26 protein-coding genes are annotated in these 22,477 nt (G+C 69.9%); 13 read left to right on the top strand and 13 right to left on the bottom strand.

Translation table 11 applies throughout. From position 1 onward, the window contains the following. Nucleotides 1-41 precede the first annotated feature (41 nt). Nucleotides 42-1,196 carry a DegT/DnrJ/EryC1/StrS family aminotransferase gene (locus Q0812_RS07865; RefSeq protein WP_302109776.1) on the top strand — a complete coding sequence of 385 codons (1,155 nt, stop codon included), beginning with the start codon at nt 42-44 and terminating at the stop codon, nt 1,194-1,196. After that, nucleotides 1,196-2,125 (top strand): Gfo/Idh/MocA family oxidoreductase, encoded by a 930-nt coding sequence (locus tag Q0812_RS07870; RefSeq protein WP_302109777.1) that lies wholly within the window; start codon nt 1,196-1,198, stop codon nt 2,123-2,125. Before Q0812_RS07865 ends, Q0812_RS07870 begins: the two co-directional genes overlap by 1 nt. 10 nt (nt 2,126-2,135) lie before the next feature. On the opposite strand, the gene Q0812_RS07875 is transcribed toward Q0812_RS07870, so the two are convergent. From Q0812_RS07875 to trhA, 5 genes are all read right to left on the bottom strand, one after another. Next, the gene (locus Q0812_RS07875; RefSeq protein WP_302109778.1) at nt 2,136-2,267 is read right to left on the bottom strand and encodes a hypothetical protein; all 132 of its coding nucleotides are present in this window, start codon (nt 2,265-2,267) and stop codon (nt 2,136-2,138) included. Between the two features lie 10 nt (nt 2,268-2,277). After that, nucleotides 2,278-3,780 (bottom strand): CoA-acylating methylmalonate-semialdehyde dehydrogenase, encoded by a 1,503-nt coding sequence (locus tag Q0812_RS07880; protein ID WP_302109779.1) that lies wholly within the window; start codon nt 3,778-3,780, stop codon nt 2,278-2,280. A 97-nt stretch (nt 3,781-3,877) separates the two neighbouring features. Beyond that, nucleotides 3,878-4,459 (bottom strand): hypothetical protein, encoded by a 582-nt coding sequence (locus Q0812_RS07885; RefSeq protein WP_302109780.1) that lies wholly within the window; start codon nt 4,457-4,459, stop codon nt 3,878-3,880. After that, on the bottom strand, nt 4,449-6,572 hold the full coding sequence (locus tag Q0812_RS07890) for a S9 family peptidase (RefSeq protein WP_302109781.1): 2,124 nt from the start codon (nt 6,570-6,572) through the stop codon (nt 4,449-4,451). Before Q0812_RS07890 ends, Q0812_RS07885 begins: the two co-directional genes overlap by 11 nt. 115 nt (nt 6,573-6,687) lie before the next feature. Next, nucleotides 6,688-7,392 (bottom strand): PAQR family membrane homeostasis protein TrhA, encoded by a 705-nt coding sequence (gene trhA, locus Q0812_RS07895; protein ID WP_302109782.1) that lies wholly within the window; start codon nt 7,390-7,392, stop codon nt 6,688-6,690. A 178-nt stretch (nt 7,393-7,570) separates the two neighbouring features. Between trhA and phbB the strand changes: the two genes are divergently transcribed. Together phbB and Q0812_RS07905 are read left to right on the top strand one after the other, a co-directional pair. After that, complete coding sequence (phbB, locus tag Q0812_RS07900) at nt 7,571-8,296, top strand: acetoacetyl-CoA reductase (protein ID WP_302109783.1); 726 nt, start codon at nt 7,571-7,573, stop codon at nt 8,294-8,296. A 48-nt stretch (nt 8,297-8,344) separates the two neighbouring features. Beyond that, a complete protein-coding gene (locus tag Q0812_RS07905) occupies nt 8,345-9,118 on the top strand; it encodes a DUF4908 domain-containing protein (protein ID WP_302109784.1) in 774 nt (257 codons plus the stop codon). A 1-nt stretch (nt 9,119) separates the two neighbouring features. Here Q0812_RS07905 and gloB read toward each other — a convergent pair whose 3' ends face one another. Continuing rightward, on the bottom strand, nt 9,120-9,866 hold the full coding sequence (gloB, locus tag Q0812_RS07910; RefSeq protein WP_302109785.1) for a hydroxyacylglutathione hydrolase: 747 nt from the start codon (nt 9,864-9,866) through the stop codon (nt 9,120-9,122). A 69-nt stretch (nt 9,867-9,935) separates the two neighbouring features. Here gloB and Q0812_RS07915 point away from each other — a divergent pair, with 69 nt between their 5' ends. The 8 genes from Q0812_RS07915 to Q0812_RS07950 all read left to right on the top strand — a co-directional run bounded on the left by Q0812_RS07915 (nt 9,936) and on the right by Q0812_RS07950 (nt 15,423). Beyond that, nucleotides 9,936-10,688, top strand: a complete 753-nt coding sequence (locus Q0812_RS07915) for a class I SAM-dependent methyltransferase (RefSeq protein ID WP_302109786.1) — start codon at nt 9,936-9,938, stop codon at nt 10,686-10,688. A 30-nt stretch (nt 10,689-10,718) separates the two neighbouring features. Continuing rightward, complete coding sequence (locus Q0812_RS07920; protein WP_302109787.1) at nt 10,719-11,195, top strand: SixA phosphatase family protein; 477 nt, start codon at nt 10,719-10,721, stop codon at nt 11,193-11,195. Beyond that, nucleotides 11,192-12,262 carry a quinone-dependent dihydroorotate dehydrogenase gene (locus Q0812_RS07925; protein ID WP_302109788.1) on the top strand — a complete coding sequence of 357 codons (1,071 nt, stop codon included), beginning with the start codon at nt 11,192-11,194 and terminating at the stop codon, nt 12,260-12,262. Before Q0812_RS07920 ends, Q0812_RS07925 begins: the two co-directional genes overlap by 4 nt. An 18-nt stretch (nt 12,263-12,280) precedes the next feature. Beyond that, nucleotides 12,281-13,114: an extensin-like domain-containing protein gene (locus Q0812_RS07930; protein ID WP_302109789.1), complete on the top strand. Its 834-nt coding sequence runs from the start codon at nt 12,281-12,283 to the stop codon at nt 13,112-13,114. Nucleotides 13,115-13,218: 104 nt separating this feature from the next. After that, complete coding sequence (locus Q0812_RS07935; protein ID WP_302109790.1) at nt 13,219-13,404, top strand: (2Fe-2S)-binding protein; 186 nt, start codon at nt 13,219-13,221, stop codon at nt 13,402-13,404. 14 nt (nt 13,405-13,418) lie between these two features. Further along, the gene (bfr, locus tag Q0812_RS07940) at nt 13,419-13,919 is read left to right on the top strand and encodes a bacterioferritin (protein ID WP_302109791.1); all 501 of its coding nucleotides are present in this window, start codon (nt 13,419-13,421) and stop codon (nt 13,917-13,919) included. Between the two features lie 64 nt (nt 13,920-13,983). Then, on the top strand, nt 13,984-14,535 hold the full coding sequence (locus Q0812_RS07945; RefSeq protein ID WP_302109792.1) for a tryptophan-rich sensory protein: 552 nt from the start codon (nt 13,984-13,986) through the stop codon (nt 14,533-14,535). Between the two features lie 36 nt (nt 14,536-14,571). Beyond that, entirely contained in the window at nt 14,572-15,423 is an 852-nt protein-coding gene (locus Q0812_RS07950; RefSeq protein ID WP_302109793.1) for an NAD-dependent epimerase/dehydratase family protein, read from the top strand. Here the strand turns inward: Q0812_RS07950 and Q0812_RS07955 are convergent. Genes Q0812_RS07955 through mnmA form a run of 5 tightly spaced genes read right to left on the bottom strand, consistent with a single transcriptional unit; the run spans nt 15,420 to nt 20,137 of the window. Continuing rightward, a complete protein-coding gene (locus Q0812_RS07955; RefSeq protein ID WP_302109794.1) occupies nt 15,420-16,202 on the bottom strand; it encodes a PdaC/SigV domain-containing protein in 783 nt (260 codons plus the stop codon). The genes Q0812_RS07950 and Q0812_RS07955 overlap by 4 nt on opposite strands. Beyond that, nucleotides 16,202-17,125: a 4-hydroxybenzoate octaprenyltransferase gene (gene ubiA, locus Q0812_RS07960; protein WP_302109795.1), complete on the bottom strand. Its 924-nt coding sequence runs from the start codon at nt 17,123-17,125 to the stop codon at nt 16,202-16,204. The genes Q0812_RS07955 and ubiA overlap by 1 nt, the downstream gene beginning before the upstream one ends. A gap of 48 nt (nt 17,126-17,173) precedes the next feature. Next, nucleotides 17,174-18,385, bottom strand: coding sequence for a winged helix-turn-helix domain-containing protein (locus Q0812_RS07965; protein ID WP_302109796.1), 1,212 nt, complete (start codon nt 18,383-18,385; stop codon nt 17,174-17,176). Continuing rightward, nucleotides 18,382-18,942 carry a hemerythrin domain-containing protein gene (locus Q0812_RS07970; RefSeq protein ID WP_302109797.1) on the bottom strand — a complete coding sequence of 187 codons (561 nt, stop codon included), beginning with the start codon at nt 18,940-18,942 and terminating at the stop codon, nt 18,382-18,384. Before Q0812_RS07970 ends, Q0812_RS07965 begins: the two co-directional genes overlap by 4 nt. After that, nucleotides 18,935-20,137: a tRNA 2-thiouridine(34) synthase MnmA gene (mnmA, locus tag Q0812_RS07975; protein WP_425281557.1), complete on the bottom strand. Its 1,203-nt coding sequence runs from the start codon at nt 20,135-20,137 to the stop codon at nt 18,935-18,937. The genes Q0812_RS07970 and mnmA overlap by 8 nt, the downstream gene beginning before the upstream one ends. Before the next feature lie 77 nt (nt 20,138-20,214). Between mnmA and Q0812_RS07980 the strand changes: the two genes are divergently transcribed. Beyond that, complete coding sequence (locus tag Q0812_RS07980; RefSeq protein ID WP_302109798.1) at nt 20,215-20,619, top strand: VOC family protein; 405 nt, start codon at nt 20,215-20,217, stop codon at nt 20,617-20,619. Here Q0812_RS07980 and Q0812_RS07985 read toward each other — a convergent pair. Together Q0812_RS07985 and Q0812_RS07990 are read right to left on the bottom strand one after the other, a co-directional pair. Next, on the bottom strand, nt 20,616-20,945 hold the full coding sequence (locus Q0812_RS07985; RefSeq protein ID WP_302109799.1) for a hypothetical protein: 330 nt from the start codon (nt 20,943-20,945) through the stop codon (nt 20,616-20,618). The two genes, Q0812_RS07980 and Q0812_RS07985, sit on opposite strands and share 4 nt — an antisense overlap. After that, the gene (locus Q0812_RS07990) at nt 20,942-22,474 is read right to left on the bottom strand and encodes an FAD-dependent oxidoreductase (protein WP_302109800.1); all 1,533 of its coding nucleotides are present in this window, start codon (nt 22,472-22,474) and stop codon (nt 20,942-20,944) included. Before Q0812_RS07990 ends, Q0812_RS07985 begins: the two co-directional genes overlap by 4 nt. Nucleotides 22,475-22,477 lie beyond the last annotated feature (3 nt).

Raw genomic sequence — 22,477 nt, forward strand, 5'->3', positions numbered from 1 at the left:
AGCGCCCGCGCAGGATCGGCGCAGAGCATTCAAAGACGACCATGAGCATCGCCTTCATCGACCTCCAGGCCCAGCGCCGCCGCATCGGTCAGCGCATGACCGACGCCATCATGGCCGCCGTCGAGGGCGGCGCCTGGGTGATGGGTCCGCAGGTGCGCGAGTTCGAACAGAAACTGGCGGACTTTGGCCGAGCCAGGCACGCCCTGGGCTGCGCCAATGGCACCGACGCCCTGGCCCTGCCTTTGCGCGCCTGGGGGATCGGGCCGGGCGATGCGGTGTTCTGCCCCTCCTTCACCTTCGCCGCCACGGCCGAGGTGGCGCCCTGGTTCGGCGCGACCAACGTCTTCGTCGACATCCTGCCGGACACCTACAACATCGACCCGGACAAGCTGGAGGCGGCCATCGCCGCCGTGAAGGCCGAGGGGCGGCTGAAGCCCCGCGTGGTCATCGCGGTGGACCTGTTCGGCCAGCCGGCCGACTACCCCCGCCTTCGCGAGATTTGCGACCGCCACGGGCTGAAGCTGATCGCCGATTCCGCCCAAGGCTTCGGCTGCACCCTGAACGGCGCGCATCCGGTGAAGTGGGCTGACATCACCACCACCAGCTTCTTTCCGGCCAAGCCGCTGGGCTGCTACGGCGACGGCGGGGCGGTGCTGACCGACGATGACGACCTGGCGCAGATGATCGACAGCTGCCGCGTGCACGGCAAGGCGGTCGCCCGCGACCTGGAGGGCCGCACCTTCGATCACGACCCCAAGTATCTGAACATGCGCGTGGGCGTGAACTCGCGCCTGGACACCATCCAGGCCGCGGTCCTGATCGAGAAGCTGGCCGTCTTCGCCGACGAGATCGAGGCGAGAAACCGCATCGCCGCCCGCTACAACGAGCTGCTCGCGCCCCACGTGGCCGCCGTGCCGCAGGTGATCGACGGCGGCGTTTCGGTCTGGGCCCAGTACGTCATCGAGCATGAGGCGCGCGACCGTCTGGCGGCGCATCTGCGCGAAAAGGGCGTGCCCACGGCGGTCTATTATCCGATTCCGCTGCATCAGCAGCCGGCCTTCAAGGGCGATCATGTGGGCGCTGGCGGCCTGCCGGTGACGGAGGCGAAGGCGGATGTGGTCCTGGCCCTGCCCATGCACGCCGACTTGGACGAAGCCACCCAGGATCGGATCATCGACGCCGTGAGGAGCTTCTGATGGAGGATCAGCGCCTGAGGATCGGCGTCGCCGGCGCCGGGGTCATGGGCCGCAACCACGCCCGGGTGGCGTCCGAGCTGCGCGAGGGCCGCCTGACCGCCGTGTTCGATCCGGACGGCGCGACGGCCCAGGGCGTGGCCGAGGCCTATGGCGCGGACGCTTTCACGGACGCCGAGGCTTTTCTGTCGTCGGGCATTGAGGCCGCCATCGTGGCGACGCCGAACCGCCACCACGCCGAGCTGGGCGTGGCCCTGCTGGAGCGCGGCGTGCATGTGCTGGTGGAAAAGCCCATCGCCGCCGACCTGGAGGGCGCCCAGGCCCTGATCGCGGCCGCCGAGCGCTCGGGCGCCGTGCTGATGGTGGGCCACGTCGAGCGCTTCAACCCGGCGGTCGAGGCGGTCAAGCGCTCCATCGCCGACGACGACATCATCTCCATCCAGATCACCCGGGTCGGCCCCTTCCCGCCGCGCATGGGAGAGGTGGGCGTGGTCATCGACCTGGCGGTGCACGACATCGACATCGTCCGTCACCTGACCGGGTCCGAGATCGTCGATGTCCAGGCCCAGCTGGCCCGCACCCACGCTGATCGCGAGGACACGGCGCTGCTCCAGTTCCGCACCGAGAGCGGCGTGATCGCCCAGATCAACACCAACTGGGTCACGCCCTTCAAGGCGCGCATCCTCCAGGTGGCGACACGGCAGAAGTTCGTGGTGGCCGACCTCATCACCCGCACGGTGACCGAGAACTTCGGCTTCCAGAAGGACGGTTCCTACTCCACCCGCATGGTCAACGCCTGGCCGTCCGAGCCCCTGAAGAAGGAGCTGGAGGCCTTTGTCGAGGCTTGCCTGGGTCGCGCCGCCCCCGCCGTCACCGGTCAGGACGGGCTGAAGAACCTGGAAGTGGCCTTGAAGTGCCTCGACGGGCGCTGAGGACCTAAGCCTACTCCAGCGCCAGCAAGGCCAACACCGCCGTGACCAGGGTCAGGGCGGCCAGCCCATAAACGGCCCAGAAGGCCAGCGGGCGCGACGGGTTCCGCACGCGCCGCGCCGGCTTGATCTCTAGCGGCTCCACCGCCGCCGCCTCAGCGCATGGTCGGAATGACGAAGCTGGAATCGGCGTGCTCCAGCTCCGAGTCGGGCCAGCGGGCGGTGACGGTCTTGGTCTTGGTCCAGAAGCGGACGCCTTCCATGCCGTGCTGGTTGATGTCGCCGAAAGCCGAGCGCTTCCAGCCGCCGAAGGTGTGATAGGCCACCGGCACCGGGATCGGCACGTTGATGCCGACCATGCCGACGTTGACGCGGGCGGCGAAGTCGCGCGCCGCGCGGCCGTTCTGGGTGAAGATGGCGACGCCGTTGCCGTACTGGTGCTTCGACGGCAGGGCGAGGGCCTCCTCGAAGCTGGCGGCGCGAACGATCTGCAGCACCGGGCCGAAGATCTCCTCGCGGTAGGACTCCATCTCCGGCGTCACGTGGTCGAACAGCGACGGGCCGATGAAGTAGCCGTCCTCGTGGCCCTGAAGCTTGAAGCCGCGGCCGTCGACGACCAGCTCGGCGCCTTCGTCGACGCCCTTTTGGATCCAGCCCTCGACGCGCGCCTTGTGGGCCGCGTTGACCACCGGACCGTAGTGGGCCTCGGCGTCGGTGGAGACGCCCACCTTCAGCGACGGGATTTCTGAGACCAGACGCTCGCGCAGCTCATCGGCGGTGCGTTGACCGACGGGCACGACCACCGGCAGCGCCATGCAGCGCTCGCCGGCTGAGCCATAGGCGGCGCCGGTCAGGTCCTTGATCACCTGGTCCATGTCCGCGTCGGGCAGGACGATGCCGTGGTTCTTGGCTCCGCCCATGGCCTGGACGCGCTTTCCGTGCTCGGCGCCCATGCGGAAGACGTAGTGGGCGATGTCGGAGCTGCCGACGAAGCTGACCGCGCGCACCAGCGGGTGGGTCAGGATGGCGTCGACCGCCGTCTTGTCGCCGTGGACCACATTCAGCACGCCCTTGGGCGCGCCGGCCTCCAGCATTAGCTCGGCCAGGCGCACGGGCACGGACGGATCGCGCTCGGACGGCTTCAGGATGAAGGTGTTCCCCACCGCGATGGCCACGCCGAACATCCACATCGGGATCATGGCGGGGAAGTTGAACGGGGTGATGCCCGCCACCACGCCCAGCGGCTGGCGCATGGAATAGACGTCGATGCCCGGGCCCGCGCCATAGGTGTACTCGCCCTTCAGAGCGTGCGGGATGCCGCAGGCGAACTCGATCACCTCGAGGCCGCGCTGGATGTCGCCCTTCGAGTCGGCGATGACCTTGCCGTGCTCCGAGGACAGCAACTCGGCCAGCTCGTTCATGTTCGCCTCGACCAGGCGCTTGAACTCGAACATGACCCGGGCGCGGCGCTGCGGGTTGACGTTCGACCAGTCCTCGAAGGCGGCCTGGGCGGCCTGGACCGCCTGGTCCAGCTCGTTCTCGGCAGCCAGCTGCACGCGGGCCTGAACCTGGCCGGTATTCGGGTTGAACACGTCGCCGAAGCGGCCCGAGGCGCCCGTGAAGGACGCGCCGTCGATGAAGTGGTTGATCTCGCGCACGGGGAAACTCTCCAGCAGGGCGCGCTCACTCAGGGCGCGCGGTCGTCGGCGGCGGTCTTAGCGGCTGGGCGCGGGCGGGGCTAGGGGGCGCGCCGCCTCAGCCCGGGGTCAGGGCCCAGAAGGCGGCGTAGAAGCCGATCCAGCCTCCGACATAGAGGCCCAATGTGGTGCGGGGGGTCAGCCGGCCTCGCAGCGCGCCGCCCAGCACGGCGAAGCCCAGCGCGATCAGCATGAAGCGGGGCAGCCGGGCGCCAGGCGTGGCGGCCGCCAGCTCGGCTGCGGAGATGTTGGTCCGGGGGCCGGCGGCGGCGTACAGCTTGTAGGGCTTGCCGGAAAAGGCCGCGAACAGCATGCGGTCGCGCCAGTCGTCGGACTGCAGGTCGGCGGCGGCCGCGGCGACGGCGCCCTGCGGCACGGCCGGCAGGCTTTCGATCAGGCGTTCCACGCGCGCCGGCTCGCGCGCGCTCCATGCATAGAGCCCCGCCCCGCCCAGCCCAGCGGCGAGGGCGGCCGCCAGCCCCGCCAGAACGCCCGCCCGCCAGCCGCGCCTCAGCGCGATCCAGCCGATCGCCACGTCGGCCACGATGAAGAACAGCGACGCCTCAGCCGCGGCCCAGATCACGGGCAGTGCGGCCAGGGCGGCGTCGCCCGGCCGGAAGGCTCTGGGCTCAGTCGCCAATCCAGCGATCCAGCCAGTCCTCGACCGTGTCATGCCACTGGATGCTGTTGCGCGGCTTCAGCACCCAGTGATTCTCGTTGGGGAAGTAGAGAAGTCGGCTCTCGACCCCCTGGCGCTGAAGGGCGTTGAACACCGCCAGGCCCTGCGTCTCGGGCACGCGGTAATCCCGCCCGCCGTGGACCACCAGGGTCGGCACGCGCCAGTTAGCGATGTGGTTGATGGGGTTGAACTGGTCGTAGTTGCGCGCCGCCTCGGCCAGCGTCCCGCCGTTCTCCCACTCGGTGAACCACAGCTCCTCGGTCTCCAGGCCCATGGCGCGGGTGTCGAAGATGCCGTCGTGGCTGACGAAGCACTTCCAGGGCTCGTTCCAGACGCCGGCCATCCAGTTGACCATGTAGCCCCCGTAAGAAGCGCCCAGCGCGCAGGCCCGGTCACCGTCCAGGAAGTCATAGGTGGACAGGACGTGGGCCCAGCCCTTTTGCAGGTCCTCGAGCGGACGGTCGCCCCAGTGCTGGGAGATCGAGTCCGTAAAGGCTTGGCCATAGCCGACCGAGCCGTGGAAATCGATCATCACAACCGCATAGCCGGCCCCGGCGTAGGTCTGCGGGTTCCAGCGGTAGGACCAGGCGTCGCCAAACGACCCCTGCGGCCCGCCGTGCACCAGGAAGGCCACCGGATAGCGGCGTCCCGGCTGGTAGTTGGCCGGCTTCACCACGTATCCGTGGACGGTCTCGCCGTTCCAGCCGGCGAAGCTGAACTGCTCGTAGTCGCCCATGGCCACGCCTTCGAGGCGTTCGGCGTTGTGCCGGGTCAGCTGCATAGGCGCCTGGCGGGTCAGGATGGGCGCGACCCAGACGTCGGCCGGCGCGTTCATGCGCGCCTGATCATAGACCACCCGGCCGTCGGCCACGCTGATGGAGCCGACCGACCCGGGGCCGGTCACCGGCGTGACGCCGCCAGTCCGGGGGTCGATGCGGAACACACGGTGCGATCCTACGTCCTGGGCCACGGCGAACAGCCAGCGGCCGTCGCGCGACCAGGCGATGGCGTCGGCGGAACGGTCCCAGTTCGGCGCAACCTCGCGGGTGGCGCCGGTGCGCAGGTCGCGCAGCATGATGCGGAAACGGTCGGCCTCGAAGCCTGGCCGGCTCATGGCCCGCCAGGCCAGCCGGCGGCCGTCGGGCGAGAAGGCCGCGCCGGTGTCCCAGGCGGGGTTGTCCTCGGTCAGGTTGGTCAGACCCGTTGAGCCGTCGATGGCGGTCTCGTAGAGGTCGAAGTCCGTGCTCCAGGGCTCCGTCCGGCCGGCCTCGCGGGCGGCGAAGACGACGCGGGCGCCGTCGGGGCTGACGGTGAACTCCGTGTCGTCGCCGAAGGGCACGCTGGGCGCGTCGCCGTCGAAGCCGCGCATCAGCGGGCGCGCCGCGCCCTCGGCCATGCCATCGGCGTTGAGGGCCAGGCTGAACAGGTGGTTCTTGCGGCCGTCTTCCCAGGTATCCCAGTGACGCACAAAGACCCGGTCATAGATGCGGCCGGTCTCCACGCGCGCGGCGCGGTGCTCAACCTCGGCGGCGGTGCAGGCCAGATCCGCCTCGCAGGCGGGATAGACCTCCAGCGCTACGACCAGGTTCTGGCCGCCGGGCGCGATGCGGAAGGTGGAGACGTCGAGCGGCAGGTCCGTCACCTGTCGGGCCGTCGCGCCGTCCGCGTCCGTGACCCACACCTGCGACGAGCCCGAGCGCGAGGACAGGAAGTAGAGCCGCCCGTTCGAGGCCCAGCGGGCCGTGTTGGCTCCGCCGTCCGATACCGCCAGCCGCTGGGGCTCGCCGCCGGCCACGGGAACGCGCCACAGGCTGACCACGCCACGATTGGCCTCAAGGTCGGTGGCGCGCACCTGATAGACGACCCAGCGGCCGTCGGGGGACACCTGTGGATCGGACACGCGGTCCAGCCGAACCAGGTCCTGGATCGAGAACGGATGCGGTCCCTCTGGCACGCCCTCCATGGCCCGCTGGGCCACGCTCTGATCCGCGCTCTGATCCGCGCTCTGGGCGAAGGCTGCGGCCGGCAGCAGGGCGAAGGCCGCACAGGCCAAGAGGGTGGTGCGAAGGGTCATGGCGTCGTCTCTCCCGATCTTGCGGAAGACGGCTTAGCATGGCCGTACGGACGCCCAAACAGCTTGTCTGAGCTTGGGTCCGGTTCGATTTGAAGGGGCCGCTTCGGCTGTGCGCCTAGGTGACCAGCACGACGCCCAACAGGATGGCGGCGTAGTGCACCCCGGCGCCGGCGACCACGAAGCCGTGCCAGATCGCACGCCGGAACGGCAGGGCCTGACGGATGAAGATCAGAACGCCCAGCGTGTAGATGAGGCCGCCGGCGACCAGCAACGTCAGGGCCAGGGGGGACAGGCCCTCCGTCAGCGGCTTGATGGCTAGCACGGCGACCCACCCGAACAGGGCGTAGACCACGCCCCAGAAGGCGTCGTTCAGCCGGGGCGCGAAGATCTTGCCGACGGCGCCGCCTATGCCAAGCGTCCAGACCAGGGCCGTGAAGCCGATGGCCCAGGCCGGGTCCTCGAACCTCTGGGTGGTGAAGGGGGTGTAGGAGCCGGCGATCATCAGGAAGATGGCCGCTTCGTCCAGCCGGCGCAGAATCGGCCGGGCCGCGCAGGGTCTGGAGCGGTTGTAGAGCGTCGACGCCCCCAGCATGGCGATCAGGCAGACGGCGTACACGGCGGTCGACAGCACCAGACTGGGCCCGCCCGTGGTCGCCGACAGGGCCGCCAGGACGATGCCGCCCACCCCCGCCAGCATCAGGCCGATGGCGTGCACCCACGAGTCCGCCACCCGCTCGGCCCGGGTGGGATAATGCTCGATCATGTCGAGCTCGTCCGGGGTGCAGATGCGCTTCAGCACGTAGGCGCAGGCCTTTCTCATGGGAGGGCCAACGGCGACGCCGCGGCCCCGGTTCCGACCAAGCTTGGGCTTAACAGCTTTGGATCAGGTGAATCGCCTCCGGGTGATGCGGCGGGGTGACGCGGGCGCGGGGCTTGCCTAATAGTTGCGGAACAAGGCGCTCCACGAATGAGGGCGCCGCAGGGAGAGGATGCATCAGATGACCAGAGTGGCCCTTGTCACCGGCGGAACGCGCGGCATCGGCAAGTCCATCGTGGAGCGGCTGAAGGCCGACGGGCTGCAGGTGGCGGCCGGCTATTCCGGCAACGAGGAGGCCGCCCAGGCCACGGCCCGCGAACTAGGCGTGATGGTCATCAAGGGCAATGTCGGCAGCTATGAGGACTGCGAGCGCGCGGTGCAGGCCGTCGAGGCCGAACTGGGCCCGGTCGATGTGCTGGTCAACAATGCCGGCATCACCCGCGACGGCTTCTTTCACAAGATGAGCAAGGATCAGTGGTCCGACGTCATTCGCGTGAACATGGACAGCGTTTTCAACATGACGCGCCAGGTGATCGGCGGCATGCGCGACCGGGGCTGGGGCCGCATCATCAACATCAGCTCCATCAACGGCCAGAAGGGCCAGGTGGGGCAGACCAACTACTCAGCCGCCAAGGCCGGCATGATCGGCTTCACCAAGGCCCTCGCCCTTGAGAATGCGCGCAAGGGCGTGACCGTGAACTGCATCGCGCCGGGATACATCGACACCGAGATGGTGGGCGCCATGGACGAAAAGGTGCTGGCCGGCATCATCGCCCAGATTCCGGTAGGCCGCCTGGGCAAGGGCGAGGAGATCGCGGACATGGTCTCGTGGCTGGCGGGGGACCGTGCCGGATACGTCACAGGCTGCACGCTTTCGCTGAACGGCGGCCAGTACATGGTCGGCTGAAACCGGTTCGCCCAAAATCCGCCGCGCGCCAGAGTCATCTGAGCCCGGATGCATGTGGTTCCTCAGCAAGGACGGCCGGTCCGCGCCAGCGCCCTCGTGGCCCTGGCGTGTGCGCTTGCCTGCACGCCTGCGCTCGCCGAGGCGGGGCAGTCGAACTCGCTGAGAGACCGGCTGTTTCAGCAGCGCCGCACCACCGAGACCCAGCAGCCCGTGCGCTACGAAACCCAGTCGGACATGGGTTTTGTGCTGGATCAGGCCGGCTCGCGGCGGCTGATCCGCTTCGAAGGCTCCAGTGAGATCTGGGCGCTGACCCCCCAGGCCGGGCCGCGCGGCGACGTCTTCTACAAGAACGACATCGGCCAGACGGTGCTGCGCCAGTCCCGCACCGGAGGCATGACCCTCTACACGCCGGGCCAGCCGGCGGGCATGCCGGTGGCGGCGGCGGGCCGGGGCGAGGCCCTGCGCCCCCAGGTGGTCAGCTACGCGGACCTGTTCCGCCAGGTGGTGCGTGTGGGCGAGCGCGTGCGGCGCGCGCTCGGCCATCCGGTCAGCCTGCACGTGGACGTGGAAGAGAGCTCTACCGCCGCAACCCTGGCCGCTGACGCCCTGACCCTGGCCGGCGAGGCGCTGGCCTTCACGGCGCGCGCAGCCAATACCCGCAGCCGCGCGGTCAGCGTCCGCTCTGTGCGTGTGGAGCAGGGCAACCGACCCGACGTGGAACGTCGCGGCAATCAGATCCTGGTGACCATCAATCCGGCTCTGGGCGTGGCCGGACGGCCCTCGTCGGCGCGCATCACCCGGGCCATCGTCCAGGCCGCCTAGCCTAACCCCTGAAGGCGTCCTTTTCCGCACGCAGCTGGGCGAAGGCCTCGGCGGGCTCAAGGCCCGGCCGCAGCAGGGGCGCACGCAGGAAGGGGTTGGTGGCCTTCTCCAGGCCGATCGTTGTGGGCACGGTGGGCCGGCCCTCGGCGCGCAGGCGCTCAACCTCGGCTGCGCGGTCGCGGAGCGCCGGGCTGTCGTCAACGCTCAGGGCGAAGCGGGCGTTGGATAGGGTGTACTCGTGGGCGCACCAGATGCGCGTCTCGTCCGGCAGGGCCGCCAGGGACGACAGGCTGCCCCACATCTGCGGGGCGGTGCCCTCAAACAGCCGTCCGCAGCCCATGGCGAAGATGACGTCGCCCACGAAGGCGTTTCCTCCCTCGTCGTCCACGTAAACGATATGGCCCAGGGTATGGCCCGGCGCGTCCAGCACCCGCAGCCGTGTTGCGCCCAGCCGGACCTCCTGCCCGCCCTTGACCAGTTGATCGACCGGGCCGATGCGGCGCGCCTCCTCCGGCCCTATGATCGTGCAGTCCGTCTCGTCCTTCAGTCGCTGGTTGCCGCCCGCGTGGTCGGGGTGCCAGTGGGTGTTGAGGATCAGGTCCAGGCGCCAGCCCAGCCTGTGGAGCTCCGCCAGAATGGCCTCGGCGTCGGGCGTGTCGATGCTGGCCACGACGCCGGTGTCCCCGTCGCGGATCAGATAGCCGTAGTTGTCCGACAGGCAGGGGAACTGGTGGATGTCGAGGGCCATGGGCTCCTCCCTTGCGGCTGCGGCGTCTTGGGCGCGGCGCGAGCGCCCGTATCCGCTATATAAGCCCTCATGGCCCGCGATGTCCGAGACCTGCGCCAGTTCTACGCCGGCCCGCTGGGGCGATCGGCCAACGCCATCCTGTCCGGCAAGCTGGCCGAGGCCTGGGGCGCCTGCTCAGGCCTGGACGTGCTGGGGGTCGGCTATGCCGGGCCTTTGCTGAACGGCCTTGTGGCGACGCGCCGCTCGGTCTGGCTGGCCACCGGGGTGGATGAGATCAATCCCTGGCCGGCGCGCGGCAAGAACCGGGTCTGCCTGGGCCAGGGCGCCGCCATGCCCTTCGCCGACGCCAGCTTCGACCGCGTTCTGCTGGTCCACGCACTGGAGGACAGCGAGGATCCTGCCGCCCTTTTGGCCCAGGCCTGCCGCGTGATGAGCGGTGCGGGCCGGATGATGATCGTGGCGGCGGCGCGCGGCGGCTTCTGGGCGCGGTCCGAAGCGACGCCCTTCGGCTCGGGCCGCCCTTTCAGCCGCCGGCAGCTGGAGCGCCTGCTGCGCGACGTGGAGCTTGAGCCGACGGCCTGGTCCCAGGCTCTCTACATGCCGCCGGTCACCCGGCTGGCCGGTTGGGCGGAGGGCATTGAGCAGGTCGGCTCCGCCCTGGCCCCGGGCCTGGCGGGCGTGCTGCTGATGGAGGCGGTGAAGCGCCCCTATCTGGCCCCCGCGCGCGTGGCCAAGGCGCGAAAGCCGGTCCTGGCCGCGCCGGTGCTGGCTCCACAGCCCGCAGGCCGCAGCGGTCTTGGCGCAAACCGGGAGTCGCCGTAAGTCCAGGCTGATATGGCCTACCTCGTTCTCATGCGTCACGCCGAAGCCGAGATGTCGGCCGCCTCCGGCGACGACTACGACCGCGCCCTGACGGATGCGGGGCGCTCTGACGCGGCCCTGGTGGGCAGTTTCCTGGAGATGACAGGCCTGTGCTTCGACGCGGTCCTGGCCTCCGCCTCGGTGAGAACCCGCCAGACCGTCGAGGCGCTGGGCGCACTGTCGGCGACGCCCGCCTATTCGCGGCGGCTCTACAACGCTTCGGCGGATCGCCTGCGCGAGGAGATCGCGGCGCATCCCGACGCGGCGACCCTGCTGATCGTGGCCCATAATCCGGGCGTGCATCAGCTGGCGGTGGAGCTGGTGACCGAGGGCGAGGCGCTGCCCTCGTCGCTAGACCGGCTGGCGGGCGGCTTCCCGCCCGGCACGGCGGCGGTGTTCGAGGTGGACGAGCGGGGGCGCGCCCGGCTGGAGCGAGTGATCCGCCCTGATGTTCTGGCGGTCCAATGAGTCTCGATGGCGGTATGGTTCAGGATTGGGCCGCGGCGGCCCTGCGCCGCCTCGATCCCGAGACCGCGCACCACCTCGCCATCGCGGCGCTGGAAGCGGGCCTCGGCCCCCGTGTTCCCGCTGCCGACCCGATCCTGGCGACGCGCGTGGCGGGCCTCGATCTGCCCAACTGCGTGGGTCTGGCCGCCGGTTTTGACAAGGATGCGCGGGTGTTCGCGCCGCTGCTGCGGGCGGGCTTCGGCTTTGTGGAGTGCGGCACCGTCACGCCGTTGCCCCAGCCGGGCAATCCCAGGCCGCGCCTGTTTCGGCTGAGCGAGGACGAGGCCATCATCAATCGCATGGGCTTCAACAACGACGGGGTCGAGGCCTTCGCCCAGCGGCTGGCGCGCAGGGACCGCCGCGCGGGGATCGTCGGCGCCAACATCGGCGCCAACAAGGAGGCCGAGGACCGCATCGGCGACTACGTCACGGGGCTGAAGCGCCTGTGGGGGCTGGCGGACTATTTCACCGCCAACATCTCCTCGCCCAACACCCCGGGCCTCAGGGGCCTGCAGAGCGGCGCGGCCCTGGACGAGCTGCTTGGCCGGATGGCCGAGGCGCGGGCGGAGCTGAGCGCAGACGGAGCGAACTATCCGCTTTTCCTGAAGGTGGCGCCTGATCTCGAGGCGAAGGATTGCGCCGACATAGCCGCCGCCTGCCGACGCCACGGTCTGGACGGCGTTATCGTCAGCAACACAACACTGGATCGGCCGGCGACGCTGAAATCACGCTTCAAGGGCGAGGCGGGGGGGCTGTCCGGCCTGCCGGTGCAGGCCCGGGCGCGTCAGGCGCTGGCCTGGTTCCGCGCGGCGGACGCCGGAATGCCGCTGATCGCGGCGGGCGGCGTCGATTCCGGCGCCGAGGCCTATGCGCGCATCCGCGCCGGCGCCTCGGCCGTCCAGGTCTACAGCGCCCTCATCTATGGCGGGCTGTCCCTGGTGGGGCGCATCCAGAAGGACCTGGCCGCCCTGCTGCAGGCCGACGGCTATTCTAGCGTGGCCCAGGCGGTGGGGACGGCTGCGCCCTGAATGCGTTAAGCTGGGGTCATGCCCGGTAGCGCCCTCGCCTCGCTGTGGTCCTTCGCCTGCAACGCCGCCATGGCGGGGCTGGCCGGATTCCTGGCCGTGGACATGGTCGCGCCGCCCCAGCACCTGCCTTGGACGCCGCTCGAGATCGATCGGCCCGTGGGCGCCGCCACGCCGATCAAGATCGCCCGCTTCCAGCCTGTGCCGCAGCCGTCCCTGGCGGACGCTGAGTTCGAGCGCTGCCTGGCCGTGCTGGAACAAGCCGGGGTCCAGGTGGAGCGGGTCGATCCGCGCGAGGAACAGGGCTTCTGCGTCATCAGGAACGGCGTGCGCATTACGGGCGGGACGACGCCCCTGTCGCCGGGCGGGCAGCCCATGGCCTGTCCCCTGGCCATCCGCTACGCCATCTGGGACCGCCAGGCGCTGCAACCGGCCGCGCGCGAGGTGCTGGGCGCCGAGGTTGAGCGCGTCGAGGTCGCGGGCACCTATGCCTGCCGCACCGTGGGCAACGCCACCGGGCCGGAAGCGCGCGTCAGCGAGCACGCCCGGGCCAACGCGTTGGACGTGTTCAGCATCCGGCTAGGCGACGGCCGCACGATCTCTGTGGCCTCGGACTGGGGCGCGATCGATCCGAACTCGCGCGCGGCTCGCGCGGCCGAGCAGGCCATCCTCGAGGCCGGGGGAACGCCGGTCCGGGCCGAGGCGCCGCCTGAGCCCGGCCCCGAGGGCCGCTTCCTGCGCCGCATCCGGGACGAGGGCTGCCGCATCTTCGGCACGGTTCTCAGCCCGGAGTACAACGCCGCGCACCGCGACCATCTGCACCTGGACGGCTCGACCTTCAGCCTGTGCCAGTGAGAGCATCCCCCTAAGGGACTCTCCTGAGACTGACTCGCATTGCCAAGGGCGAGAGGCGCCTGTATATGCGAGGCGTTCGCATCTGCTGGACCCAAGAATCGCCCGTGTACGTCTGCAACTGCAATGGCATCCGCGAGAGGGACGTCGCCGCCGCCGTCGAGGCGGGCGCCGCGCGTCCTCGCGACGTGTTCGCAAGAACCCAATGCGCGCCGCAGTGTGCTAAGTGCGTGTGCGAGATGCGGCAGATGATTCAGGACCGCCGGGAGGCTCTGCGTCACGCCGCCGAATAGGAAAGGCGTGCGCCATGAAGGGCGATCCCCAGATCATCCGGCTGTTGAATGCGGTCCTCACCAACGAGCTGACGGCGGTCAACCAGTACTTCCTGCACGCCCGCATGTTCGAGGACTGGGGCTTCAGGCGCCTCGGCCACGTGGTCTACGAGGAATCGATCGGCGAGATGAAACACGCCGACCGGCTGGTGAAGCGCATCCTGTTCCTACAGGGGCTGCCCAACCTTCAGGACCTGCACAAGCTGAAGATCGGCGAGACCGTGCCCGAGTGTCTCGGCGCGGACCTGGCCCTCGAGACGGGCGGACGCCAGCTGCTGGTCGACGGCGTGCGCCAGTGCGAGCAGGCGGGCGATTATGTCAGCCGTCAGATCCTCCAGGACATCCTGGCCGACACCGAGACGCACATCGATTTCCTCGAGACTCAGATGAACCTGATCGCCCATCTGGGCGAGCAGAACTACCTGCAGAGCGCCATGCAGGAGATCGAGCCGGACGACGCCGCCAAGGGCGGTTAGAGCTCACGCCGGAACCGTCGCCGCGAGGAGGGGTTTTTCCTGGGTCATCCAGGGAGGCCCGACGTTGCGTGAACTGCTGAAGGAAAAGGCCGAAAGCTTCCTCAACGCAGAGGATCAACCGCTGCGCCACGTGCTTCTGGGCGCGGGCCTTGTGGTGGGCGTCGCCATGCTGGCCCATGCCCTGGCGGGTCAGGGCGCGCGCATCGTCGATGAGCGGCACCTGCGTAAGGGCCCCCGTGGCCGCAGCCTGATGGAGGCGCCTCGCAACCCGGCCGCGGTCGTGGCGCCCGCCCTGCTGTCGGCCACGACCCTTTCAGCCCTGCGCGTCTGGAACAGTCCAAAGGGGCCCGAGCGTTCGCGAGCGCTGGGCCTGTGGTTCGTGCTGGAGGCGGTCACGGCCGTGTGGATGGCGCTGCGGCCCCGTCGTCTGTTCGGCCAGATCGGCGCGGCCATGGTGACGGCCGGCGTCACCGCCGCCTATGCCTTCCATGCCCGGCCGCTAGACAAGCGGGCCGCCACTCTGATGGCCCCCAACAGCGGCTCGATGGTGGCCCTGGCCAACCCCGATCCCAAGGGGCAGCAGACCTCGTCCGCGACGCCGCACACCCTTCACTAGCTTGACGGGGCCGGTTCGCCCGCCCAAGCCTGTGGCGTGTCTGAGACCCTGATCGTACTGGGCGCCACCAGCCTGATCGGCCGTCGCCTCCCCGAGGCCGCCGGCAGCCTCCGGCTGGCCGGCGTCTCGCGGCGAAGCGAGCCTCGTCCCGGCTACGCCGACTGGATCACCGCCGACCTGACGGAGGGCGGGTTCGGGCGGGGCCTGCCGGAGGCCGAGCGCGCCCTGATCCTTTCGCCCGTCTGGACGGCCGCCGCCGCCGTGCCGAGCCTGGCTGCGAAGGGCGTACGCCGCATCGTGGCGACATCTTCCACCAGCCGCTTCACCAAGGCCCATTCGCCCGATCCGGCCGAGCGCGCCGTGGCCCAGGCCCTGGCGACCGGCGAGGCCCGCCTGCGCGAGGTCTGCGCGGAACGCGGCGTGGCGTGGACCATCCTGCGGCCCACGCTGATCTATGACGAAGGCCTGGACGGCAACGTGACGCGTCTGGCGCGACTGATCCGCAAGGCCCGCGTCCTGCCCCTGGCTGGCGGCGGGCGAGGCCTTCGACAGCCAGTGCACGCGGCCGATCTGGCGCGCGGCTGCCTCGACGCCTTGGAGCGCAACGCCGCACGCTCCAAGGCCTATGACCTGGCCGGGGGCGAGACGCTGACCTATCGCGAGATGGCCGGGCGCATCTTCGACGCCCTGGGCCTTCGCCGCCGCATCGTGCCGCTGCCGGCCTGGGCATGGCGCGCGGCCTTCACCCTGGCCAGGCCGCTGTTGCCGGGCGCAGGGGCGCAGATGGGCGCGCGCATGCAGGACGATCTTGTGTTCGACGACGCCGAGGCGCGCCGCGACCTGGGCTGGAGCCCCCGCCCGTTCCGGCCCGATTTCAGAGGCTTCTAGGCGAACTGATCGGCATATTCCGGCGCCAGCCAGGGCCGGATCGTGGCCGTTGGCAGGGTGATCTCATAGCCGCCCTCGGCATAGGGTCCGACCAGATACGGGCCGATCAGGAAGGTGAGGCCGCCGGCCTTGCCGGGCGTGCGGGACGGCGCCAGCACTATCGCCGTCTCGGTCCAGGCCGGGCACTTCCAGCTTTCGTTGGGGAAGGGCGGGGCGTCGGCGCCGATGCGCTCGCGTTTGGCGCGGGTGACGGCGTCGCACAGGGCGCGGTTCAGGGCGGCCTGGTCAAAGCCCTGGCGGAACAGGGCCGCCGGTTGCAGCTCGCGGTTCTGCGCCTTGTCCCACAGAACGGCGCCGTAGCCGTTATTCGGGTGCGCTCCGCCCGTGTACTCGGACACGGCCGCCTTCATGCTGAACAGACGAGGGGTCTGGGCGGCCAGGGTCCAGTCGCGGAACTGGGAATAGGGCGGCATGCCCTCGCGCCCGGCGTATTCGGTACGATCAGCCTGGGCGCCCTCGTTGAACTGGCGCAGGTCGCGCACGGCCTCGTCGAACACCTTGCGGTGCAGGTCCGGCACGGTGGCGATCTCGCGCGGCAGGGTCAGCTTGACCTCTGCGAAGGGCGTCTTGCTCTCATAGGTCAGCGGGATGGCGGTCGGTTGGGGCTGCTCGACCGGCGCCGGCTGGGGCGCGGGCGGCGTCTCCGCCTTCTCGGCCTCGCGCGGGCGGCACGAGGCGGCGGCGAGAACCGCGAGGGCGACAAGGGCGAGACGACGCATCAGAATCCTCCTGCGAAGAGGGCGGCGAGCAGGATCAGGCCCGCCCAGGCATTGGACTTGAACAGCTTGAGCGCCAGCGCCGGATCGTCAAGACGCAGCCGGCGAACCTGCCAGATCAGATGGGCGGCATAGAGGGCGACGCCCACATAGAAGGCCCAGTGCAGTCCAGCCAGAACGCCCGCGCCGACCACGGAGGCTACGGCTAGGACGTAGAAGATCATGACCCCCTGCGCCGCCCTCCCGCCCAGGCGCCGCGCCGAGGACTTCACCCCCACCAGCGCGTCGTCCTCGATGTCCTGCAGCGCGTAGATGGTGTCATAGCCAAGGGTCCAGAACACGCCGCCCAGATAGAGCAGGGCCGCAGGCCATCCCAGCCCGTCCAGAACCGCCGCAAAGCCCATCAGGGCGCCCCAGTTGAAGGTCAGGCCTAGCCACGCCTGGGGCCACCAGGTGATGCGCTTCATGAAGGGGTAGACGGCGACCAGCAGCAGCGAGGCCACGCCCAGGAGGATGGCCGCCTTGGTCAGGCTCAGCAGCACCAGAAGAGCCAGCAGCGAGAAGCCGATGACCATCTCCCAGGCGTGGGCGACGCTGAGCTGACCAGAGGGAATCGGGCGCCCCGCCGTGCGGGCCACCTTGGCGTCGATGTCGCGGTCGACGATGTCGTTGTAGGCGCAGCCTGCGGCGCGCATCAGCGCCGCTCCCACCAGGAAGGCGAACAGGAACCACCAGTACCGGGCGGTCATGGGCAGGTCGGCGTAGGACTTGGCCAGGGCCACGCCCTGCCAGCCCGGCAGCAGCAGCAGCCAGATGCCTATGGGCCGGTCGAAGCGGCCCAGCTTCAGCCAGGGCTTGAGAGGCTCAGGTGCATAGGCGTCGACCCAGTTGGCGGGCGCCGCGTCGGGCAGGGGAGACTGCGACATTCTGTCATCCTAGTCCCTTCCGGGCGAAAGATCACCGGCTTGACAGGCCTATTGACCGAGGGCCTGGGCGATCCGGCGGCCAAAGTCAGTGTCTGGGGTCGCCACGTCCGAGAGGCCCAGCCAGCCCGCCATCTCGGACAGGGACGCGGCCAGGTCCGGCGCCACCTCCTCGGGGGTGGCGTGATCCTCCAGATGGGCGGCCTGGACGCGCAGGAGGCCGGCCTGGCGATCGGCCTTCAGGTCGACCCGGGCGGTCAGGCGCTCGCCCTGTAGGAAGGGCAGGACGTAATAGCCGTGCTTGCGCAGATGGGCGGGCACGTAGATCTCAATCCGGTAGTGGAAGCCGAACAGGCGCTCGGCCCGCTCGCGCCGCCACACAAGGCTGTCGAACGGCGAAAGCAGGGCCCGCGCGTCGATGCGCCGGGGCCGCGCGGCCTGGGGATGCAGCCAGGCCGGCCGGTCCCAGCCCTTCACCGCCACCGGAATGAGGCCGCCGTCCTCGAAAAGCTCATCGATGCGGGCGCGGGTCTCGGCCGGCTCCATGCGGTAGTAGTCGCGCAGGTCGCGTTCCGTGGCGACGCCCATGGCCCGAGCGGCCAGGCGGATCAGCTCGCGCTGGGCGTCCTCCACGCGCGGCGTCGGCGCGTCCACCACGGCGGCAGGCAGGGCGCGCTCGGGAACGTCGTAGAGGCGCTCGAAGCCCCGCCGCGTGGCGGTGGTGACCAGCCCCGCCCAGAACAGCCATTCGACCGCGCGCTTGCCGTCGCTCCAACCCCACCAGCCGCCCTTGGCCTTGCCGGCCTGTTCGATTTCAGAGGCTCCCAGCGGGCCCCGCCGTCGGATGTCGTCGAGCACACCCTCGATGAAGGCCGTCCGCTCGGCGGCGAAGCGGCGCAGGCCGCCATAGATGCCGTGCCCGGCGCGGGCGCGATCCATGCGCCAGCGGAACAGGGGATGGTGCTCCAGCGGGATCAGCGAGGCCTCGTGGCCCCAGTACTCGAACAGCTTGCGCCGCTGGCCCCACGCCAAGGCTTCGAGGTCCGCGCGGTCATAGGCGCCCAGCCGCGCCAGGGGCGGCAGATAGTGCGAGCGCGCCAGCACATTGACCGAGTCGATCTGGATCAGGCCGACCCGGTCGAACACGCGCATCAGCTGGGCCTTGCCGGGGCTAGCGGAGCGGCGGGCGCCGAAACCCTGCGCCGCCAGCGCGATGCGCCGGGCCTGAAGGGCGCTCAGGGTCTCCTCGGGGCGGTGCGTCACGCCAGCTGATCCCCCTTCAGCGCGATGAGGGGGATGACGATCTCCTCCTCATCGTCCAGGTGGCGGGCCAGCGGCATCTGGGCCCGTTCGATGACATCGCCGAGGCGGGCGGCGCGGTCGCCCGCATCCGGTCCCGCCAGCCCCTGATGCAGGGCGAGGCCGGCCTTGAACAGGTTCTCGAGCACCTGGTGGATGGTCTCGTGGTCGCGGTCGAGCAGCGCGATCCCCGTGGCGATGCGCGGCTCCACCCTGGCCATGGCCGGGAAGTACTGGCCGCTCTCGATGCGGTGATGGCCGTCCAGGTGCTGGAGGAACTGCTGCAGCGCCGGGATCAGCCGGTCATGCAGGCCGCGCACGTCCAGCTGTCCCTGGCGCCAGGCAGTGGTCAGCGCCGCCATGTGGGCGTGATGCTGGCGAAAGCCCTGGTGCATCTGCAGCCAGAAGCGCGCCATCTCCGGCAGGCTCTGATCCCAGCGATCACGCGGAACGTCCGTGAGCAGGACGCGCATGTCCTCAGGCAGGCCGGCCCTGGCCGACAGGGCCAGCGGATCAGCCAAGCGCGGCCGTCTCGCGAATGAAGCCGCCGCCCAGCAGGCGGTCAGGGTCGGCCGGGTCGTAAAGCACGCAGGCCTGGCCGGGGGCCACGCCCTCCTCGCCCGCCTCGAAGATGACGGTCACGTCGCCGCCTGACAGGGCTAGCCGCGCCGGCGACGGATCACGGGTGGAGCGGACGCGCGCCAGCACCGGCACGCCGCCTTCGGCGGCGGCCTTCAGGCTGGGCTGGTCGCCTAGCCAATTGGCTTCTTCCAGCGTCAGTGAGGCGGTGAGCAGAGCCTCGCGCGGGCCGACGATGACTTGCTGGGCCTCGGGGTCGAGCCGGACCACGAACAGGGGCTCGCCCACGGCCACGTTCAGGCCCCGGCGCTGGCCGATGGTGAAGCCGGTGACGCCCTCGTGGCGGCCCAGCACGCGGCCGTCCATATGCACGATGTCGCCCGCGGCGCGCCCCTGCGGCCGGAGGCGGTCGATCAGGGTGCGGTAGTCGCCCGTGGGCACGAAGCAGATGTCCTGGCTGTCGGGCTTGGCGGCGATCCTCAGACCCAGCTCGGCGGCCACGCCGCGCACCTGGGGCTTTTCCAGATCGGCCAGGGGAAAGCGCAGATAGTCGAGCTGCTCGGCGGTGGTGGCGAACAGGAAGTAGGACTGGTCGCGCGAGGGATCGACGGCCTTGCGCATCTGGGTCCGGCCGTCCGGCCCGATGGCGCGGCGGACATAGTGGCCCGTCGCCATGGCCACGGCGCCCAGGTCGCGGGCCACGTCCAGAAGGTCGCGGAACTTCACCGTCTGATTGCAGCGGATGCAGGGCACCGGCGTGTGCCCGCGCAGATAGGTGTCGGCGAACTGGTCGATCACCGCCTCGCGGAAGCGGCTTTCGTAGTCGAGCACGTAGTGCGGAATGCCCAGGGTCTCGGCCGCCAGGCGGGCGTCGTGGATGTCCTGACCGGCGCAGCAGGCGCCCTTCTTCTTGAGGGCCGCGCCGTGGTCGTAGAGCTGCAGCGTCACGCCCACGACCTCATAGCCCGCCTTGTGCAGCAGGGCCGCGACCACGGTGGAGTCCACCCCGCCCGACATGGCCGCCACCACCCGCGCGCCCACGGGCAGACCGACCGCCGCGCGCGCGGCGTTGATGGCCGCATCCATGTCGGCGGGCGCGATCTCGGGGATCGGGCAAAGAGGCTCAGCCAGCGTCATCGCGCCCATTTAGGGGCAAAGCGGCGCGATTTCGAGGCGGCGTGGCGTCTGTAGTCGTCCCAGCCTAATAGGTGAGCATGGCTGGTCTGACATTTCCGCTCCTCCACCTGTCCATCCCGGTGTCGGATCTGGATCGTTCGCTTGGCTTCTATGAAGGCCTGGGCGGCGGCCCGGGCCGCCGCGCGAGCGACTGGGCGGATGTGTGGGTTTTCGGCGGCCAGATCACCCTCTTCGAGAATCCGACGTTAGCGGCTCGCGCCCCGGAGATGGGCCGCACCCACTTCGGCGCGACGCTGGACAAGGCGGAGTGGGAGGGGCTGGCCGAACGTCTCGACGGCTCAGACAGCGTTGTGCGCGGCCCCTTGTCCGAACCGGCGGCCGGCGGCGTCCAGCACAAGCTCTACCTGCGTGATCCAGACGGCTGGATCGTGGAGCTGAAGGCCTATGACGATCCTGACGCCGCGTTGCGCCGGCTGGCCTAGCTGATCGTGATGAGCGCGCAGAGCCGCGCTTCTGTCTCTGACAGGTACCAGCCTCGATGAATGAACATCCGTCCGGCGCGAAAGTCGTCGCGGACTCGGCTCCTCAATCGAAGAGGGGCATCGTCCGACGGCGGGACCAGATCGGCCCGTAAGGCGGAGGCGGTCTCCGGATGCTGAGCGAGCCAGGAGCGTCCAATATCAGCGGCCCCTTCGGCGTCGATGGCGGCGATGGCCGGGGTTCGAGCCTGGGCCAGGCCCGCCGCCGAGGCGATGGCCAGTCCGGCCAGGGTCTGTAGCAGGGTTCGTTTGCTGAGAAGCGTGCTCATCGGGCGATCCCCAACTGGTTTTTCAGGTGGTCGGCCAGGCGAATGGCCAGGGCGGTCAGGGTCAGGGTCGGATTGACCAGGCCGGACGTCGGGAAGACCGAGCTGCCGGCGATGTAGAGATTGGGCGTGTCGTGGACCCGGCAGTCGGCGTCGACTACGCCCTTGGCGGGATCCACGCTCATGCGGGTCGTGCCCATATGGTGGCGCGAGGGGCCAAAGGCCGCGATGAGGGTTTCCGGCTCCACAGGCCAACACAATCGCCCCAGCCCCTGGGCGCCCAGAGCGCGGGCGAAACCGGCGGCGGAGCCGGTCAACGAATCCCAGTCCGTCTGGGTGTAGCGCCACTCCAGATGCGCCTGAGGTTGCCCCAGCGCGTCGGTGCGTTCCGACAGAGTGATGCGGCTGTCGGGATTCGGCGCTTCCTCGGACATGAAGAAGTAGTCGAGCCGGCGGGGGACCGGCCCCTCAATGGCCGACGCCGTCTGCTCGACCGCCGCGCGGGTGCTGCCTGCCGCCGCCGCGGCCTTGGGGCGCAAAGATAGGGTCAGGGTGCAGTTGCCGACGCCGAGACCCTGCTGCGCCTCTGGACTGAGCACAAAGACCGCGTGCGCCCGGTCGCGTGGCTGGTTGTCATAGAGTGACAGGTCGCGGTCCGTGGTGAAGGCTACCTCGGCGTCGCCGCGCGGATCGGCGTCGGCGGTCGAAATCGTGCAATGCCCCTGGAAGCAGCGTCCGACCCAACCGGTGGCGTTGCCGACGCCTTCGGGTCGGTCGGCGTTGGACGCCAGCATGAGGCGGGCATTCTCGATGCCGCCTGTCGCCAGTATGTAGAGCCGCCCGCATGCGACGTGACGGGTTCCAGTCAGACAGCGGACCTCCAGATGGTCCACGGCCCCATCGGGCTTCAACCGGATGCCGGTGACGTTGGCGTGGGTGTGAATATGGATGTTCTCCGCCCGGCCGGGCGCATCCCGGAACGCGGCGAAGGCGGCGGGGTCGGCGCGGCCTGAGACGGGGCTGTAGGCGCGCGGCGAAGAGCGTAGGGGGCCTTGATGATCCGTGACCGGCTCGAGGGCTTGACCTTCGGGCAGGCCGTCATCGGCGGGGAAGCGGGGCAGCCGCAATCGGTCGCAAGCGCGGTCATACCAGGGCTTCAGCTCGGCGCGGCCGAAAGGCCAGCCGCTGAGCGGTCTCCAGGACCGTTCGGCGAAGTCGATGGCGTCCAGCGGCCCGCACTTGCCGCCCCAGACATGGCCGGAGCCGCCCAGGGCGCGCACGCGGGAAGTGCCCAGATATTCCGTGAAGTTCCAATCCCGGTTGCCGGGGCCAGAGATCACGCATCCGCCGTCATAGAGGCTTTGTATCTCGCGGTCAGGCTCAGGCCCGCCGCTTTCCAGCAAGACGACCCTGGCGTTCGTTCCGGCCAGTTCGTGGGCGATGGACAGTCCGGCGATGCCACCGCCGATGATGACGATATCGCCTTCAATCCGGGTGGCGTCAGGCAAGGATCGGGCGTCGGCGACAGGCATGGC

It is taken from the genome of Peiella sedimenti (assembly GCF_030504955.1).
Lineage (GTDB): Bacteria > Pseudomonadota > Alphaproteobacteria > Caulobacterales > Caulobacteraceae > Brevundimonas > Brevundimonas sedimenti.

Excerpts from the sequence above, each read along its gene's own strand:
- Q0812_RS07865 (WP_302109776.1), top strand. The coding sequence starts at position 42 with ATGAGCATCGCCTTCATCGACCTCCAGGCCCAGCGCCGCCGCATCGGT.
- Q0812_RS07870 (WP_302109777.1), top strand. The coding sequence starts at position 1,196 with ATGGAGGATCAGCGCCTGAGGATCGGCGTCGCCGGCGCCGGGGTCATG.
- Q0812_RS07890 (WP_302109781.1), bottom strand. The coding sequence starts at position 6,572 with ATGACCCTTCGCACCACCCTCTTGGCCTGTGCGGCCTTCGCCCTGCTG.
- trhA (WP_302109782.1), bottom strand. The coding sequence starts at position 7,392 with ATGAGAAAGGCCTGCGCCTACGTGCTGAAGCGCATCTGCACCCCGGAC.
- phbB (WP_302109783.1), top strand. The coding sequence starts at position 7,571 with ATGACCAGAGTGGCCCTTGTCACCGGCGGAACGCGCGGCATCGGCAAG.
- Q0812_RS07905 (WP_302109784.1), top strand. The coding sequence starts at position 8,345 with ATGCATGTGGTTCCTCAGCAAGGACGGCCGGTCCGCGCCAGCGCCCTC.
- gloB (WP_302109785.1), bottom strand. The coding sequence starts at position 9,866 with ATGGCCCTCGACATCCACCAGTTCCCCTGCCTGTCGGACAACTACGGC.
- Q0812_RS07915 (WP_302109786.1), top strand. The coding sequence starts at position 9,936 with ATGGCCCGCGATGTCCGAGACCTGCGCCAGTTCTACGCCGGCCCGCTG.
- Q0812_RS07920 (WP_302109787.1), top strand. The coding sequence starts at position 10,719 with ATGCGTCACGCCGAAGCCGAGATGTCGGCCGCCTCCGGCGACGACTAC.
- Q0812_RS07925 (WP_302109788.1), top strand. The coding sequence starts at position 11,192 with ATGAGTCTCGATGGCGGTATGGTTCAGGATTGGGCCGCGGCGGCCCTG.
- Q0812_RS07930 (WP_302109789.1), top strand. The coding sequence starts at position 12,281 with ATGCCCGGTAGCGCCCTCGCCTCGCTGTGGTCCTTCGCCTGCAACGCC.
- bfr (WP_302109791.1), top strand. The coding sequence starts at position 13,419 with ATGAAGGGCGATCCCCAGATCATCCGGCTGTTGAATGCGGTCCTCACC.
- Q0812_RS07955 (WP_302109794.1), bottom strand. The coding sequence starts at position 16,202 with ATGCGTCGTCTCGCCCTTGTCGCCCTCGCGGTTCTCGCCGCCGCCTCG.
- ubiA (WP_302109795.1), bottom strand. The coding sequence starts at position 17,125 with ATGTCGCAGTCTCCCCTGCCCGACGCGGCGCCCGCCAACTGGGTCGAC.
- mnmA (WP_425281557.1), bottom strand. The coding sequence starts at position 20,137 with ATGACGCTGGCTGAGCCTCTTTGCCCGATCCCCGAGATCGCGCCCGCC.
- Q0812_RS07980 (WP_302109798.1), top strand. The coding sequence starts at position 20,215 with ATGGCTGGTCTGACATTTCCGCTCCTCCACCTGTCCATCCCGGTGTCG.
- Q0812_RS07985 (WP_302109799.1), bottom strand. The coding sequence starts at position 20,945 with ATGAGCACGCTTCTCAGCAAACGAACCCTGCTACAGACCCTGGCCGGA.
- Q0812_RS07990 (WP_302109800.1), bottom strand. The coding sequence starts at position 22,474 with ATGCCTGTCGCCGACGCCCGATCCTTGCCTGACGCCACCCGGATTGAA.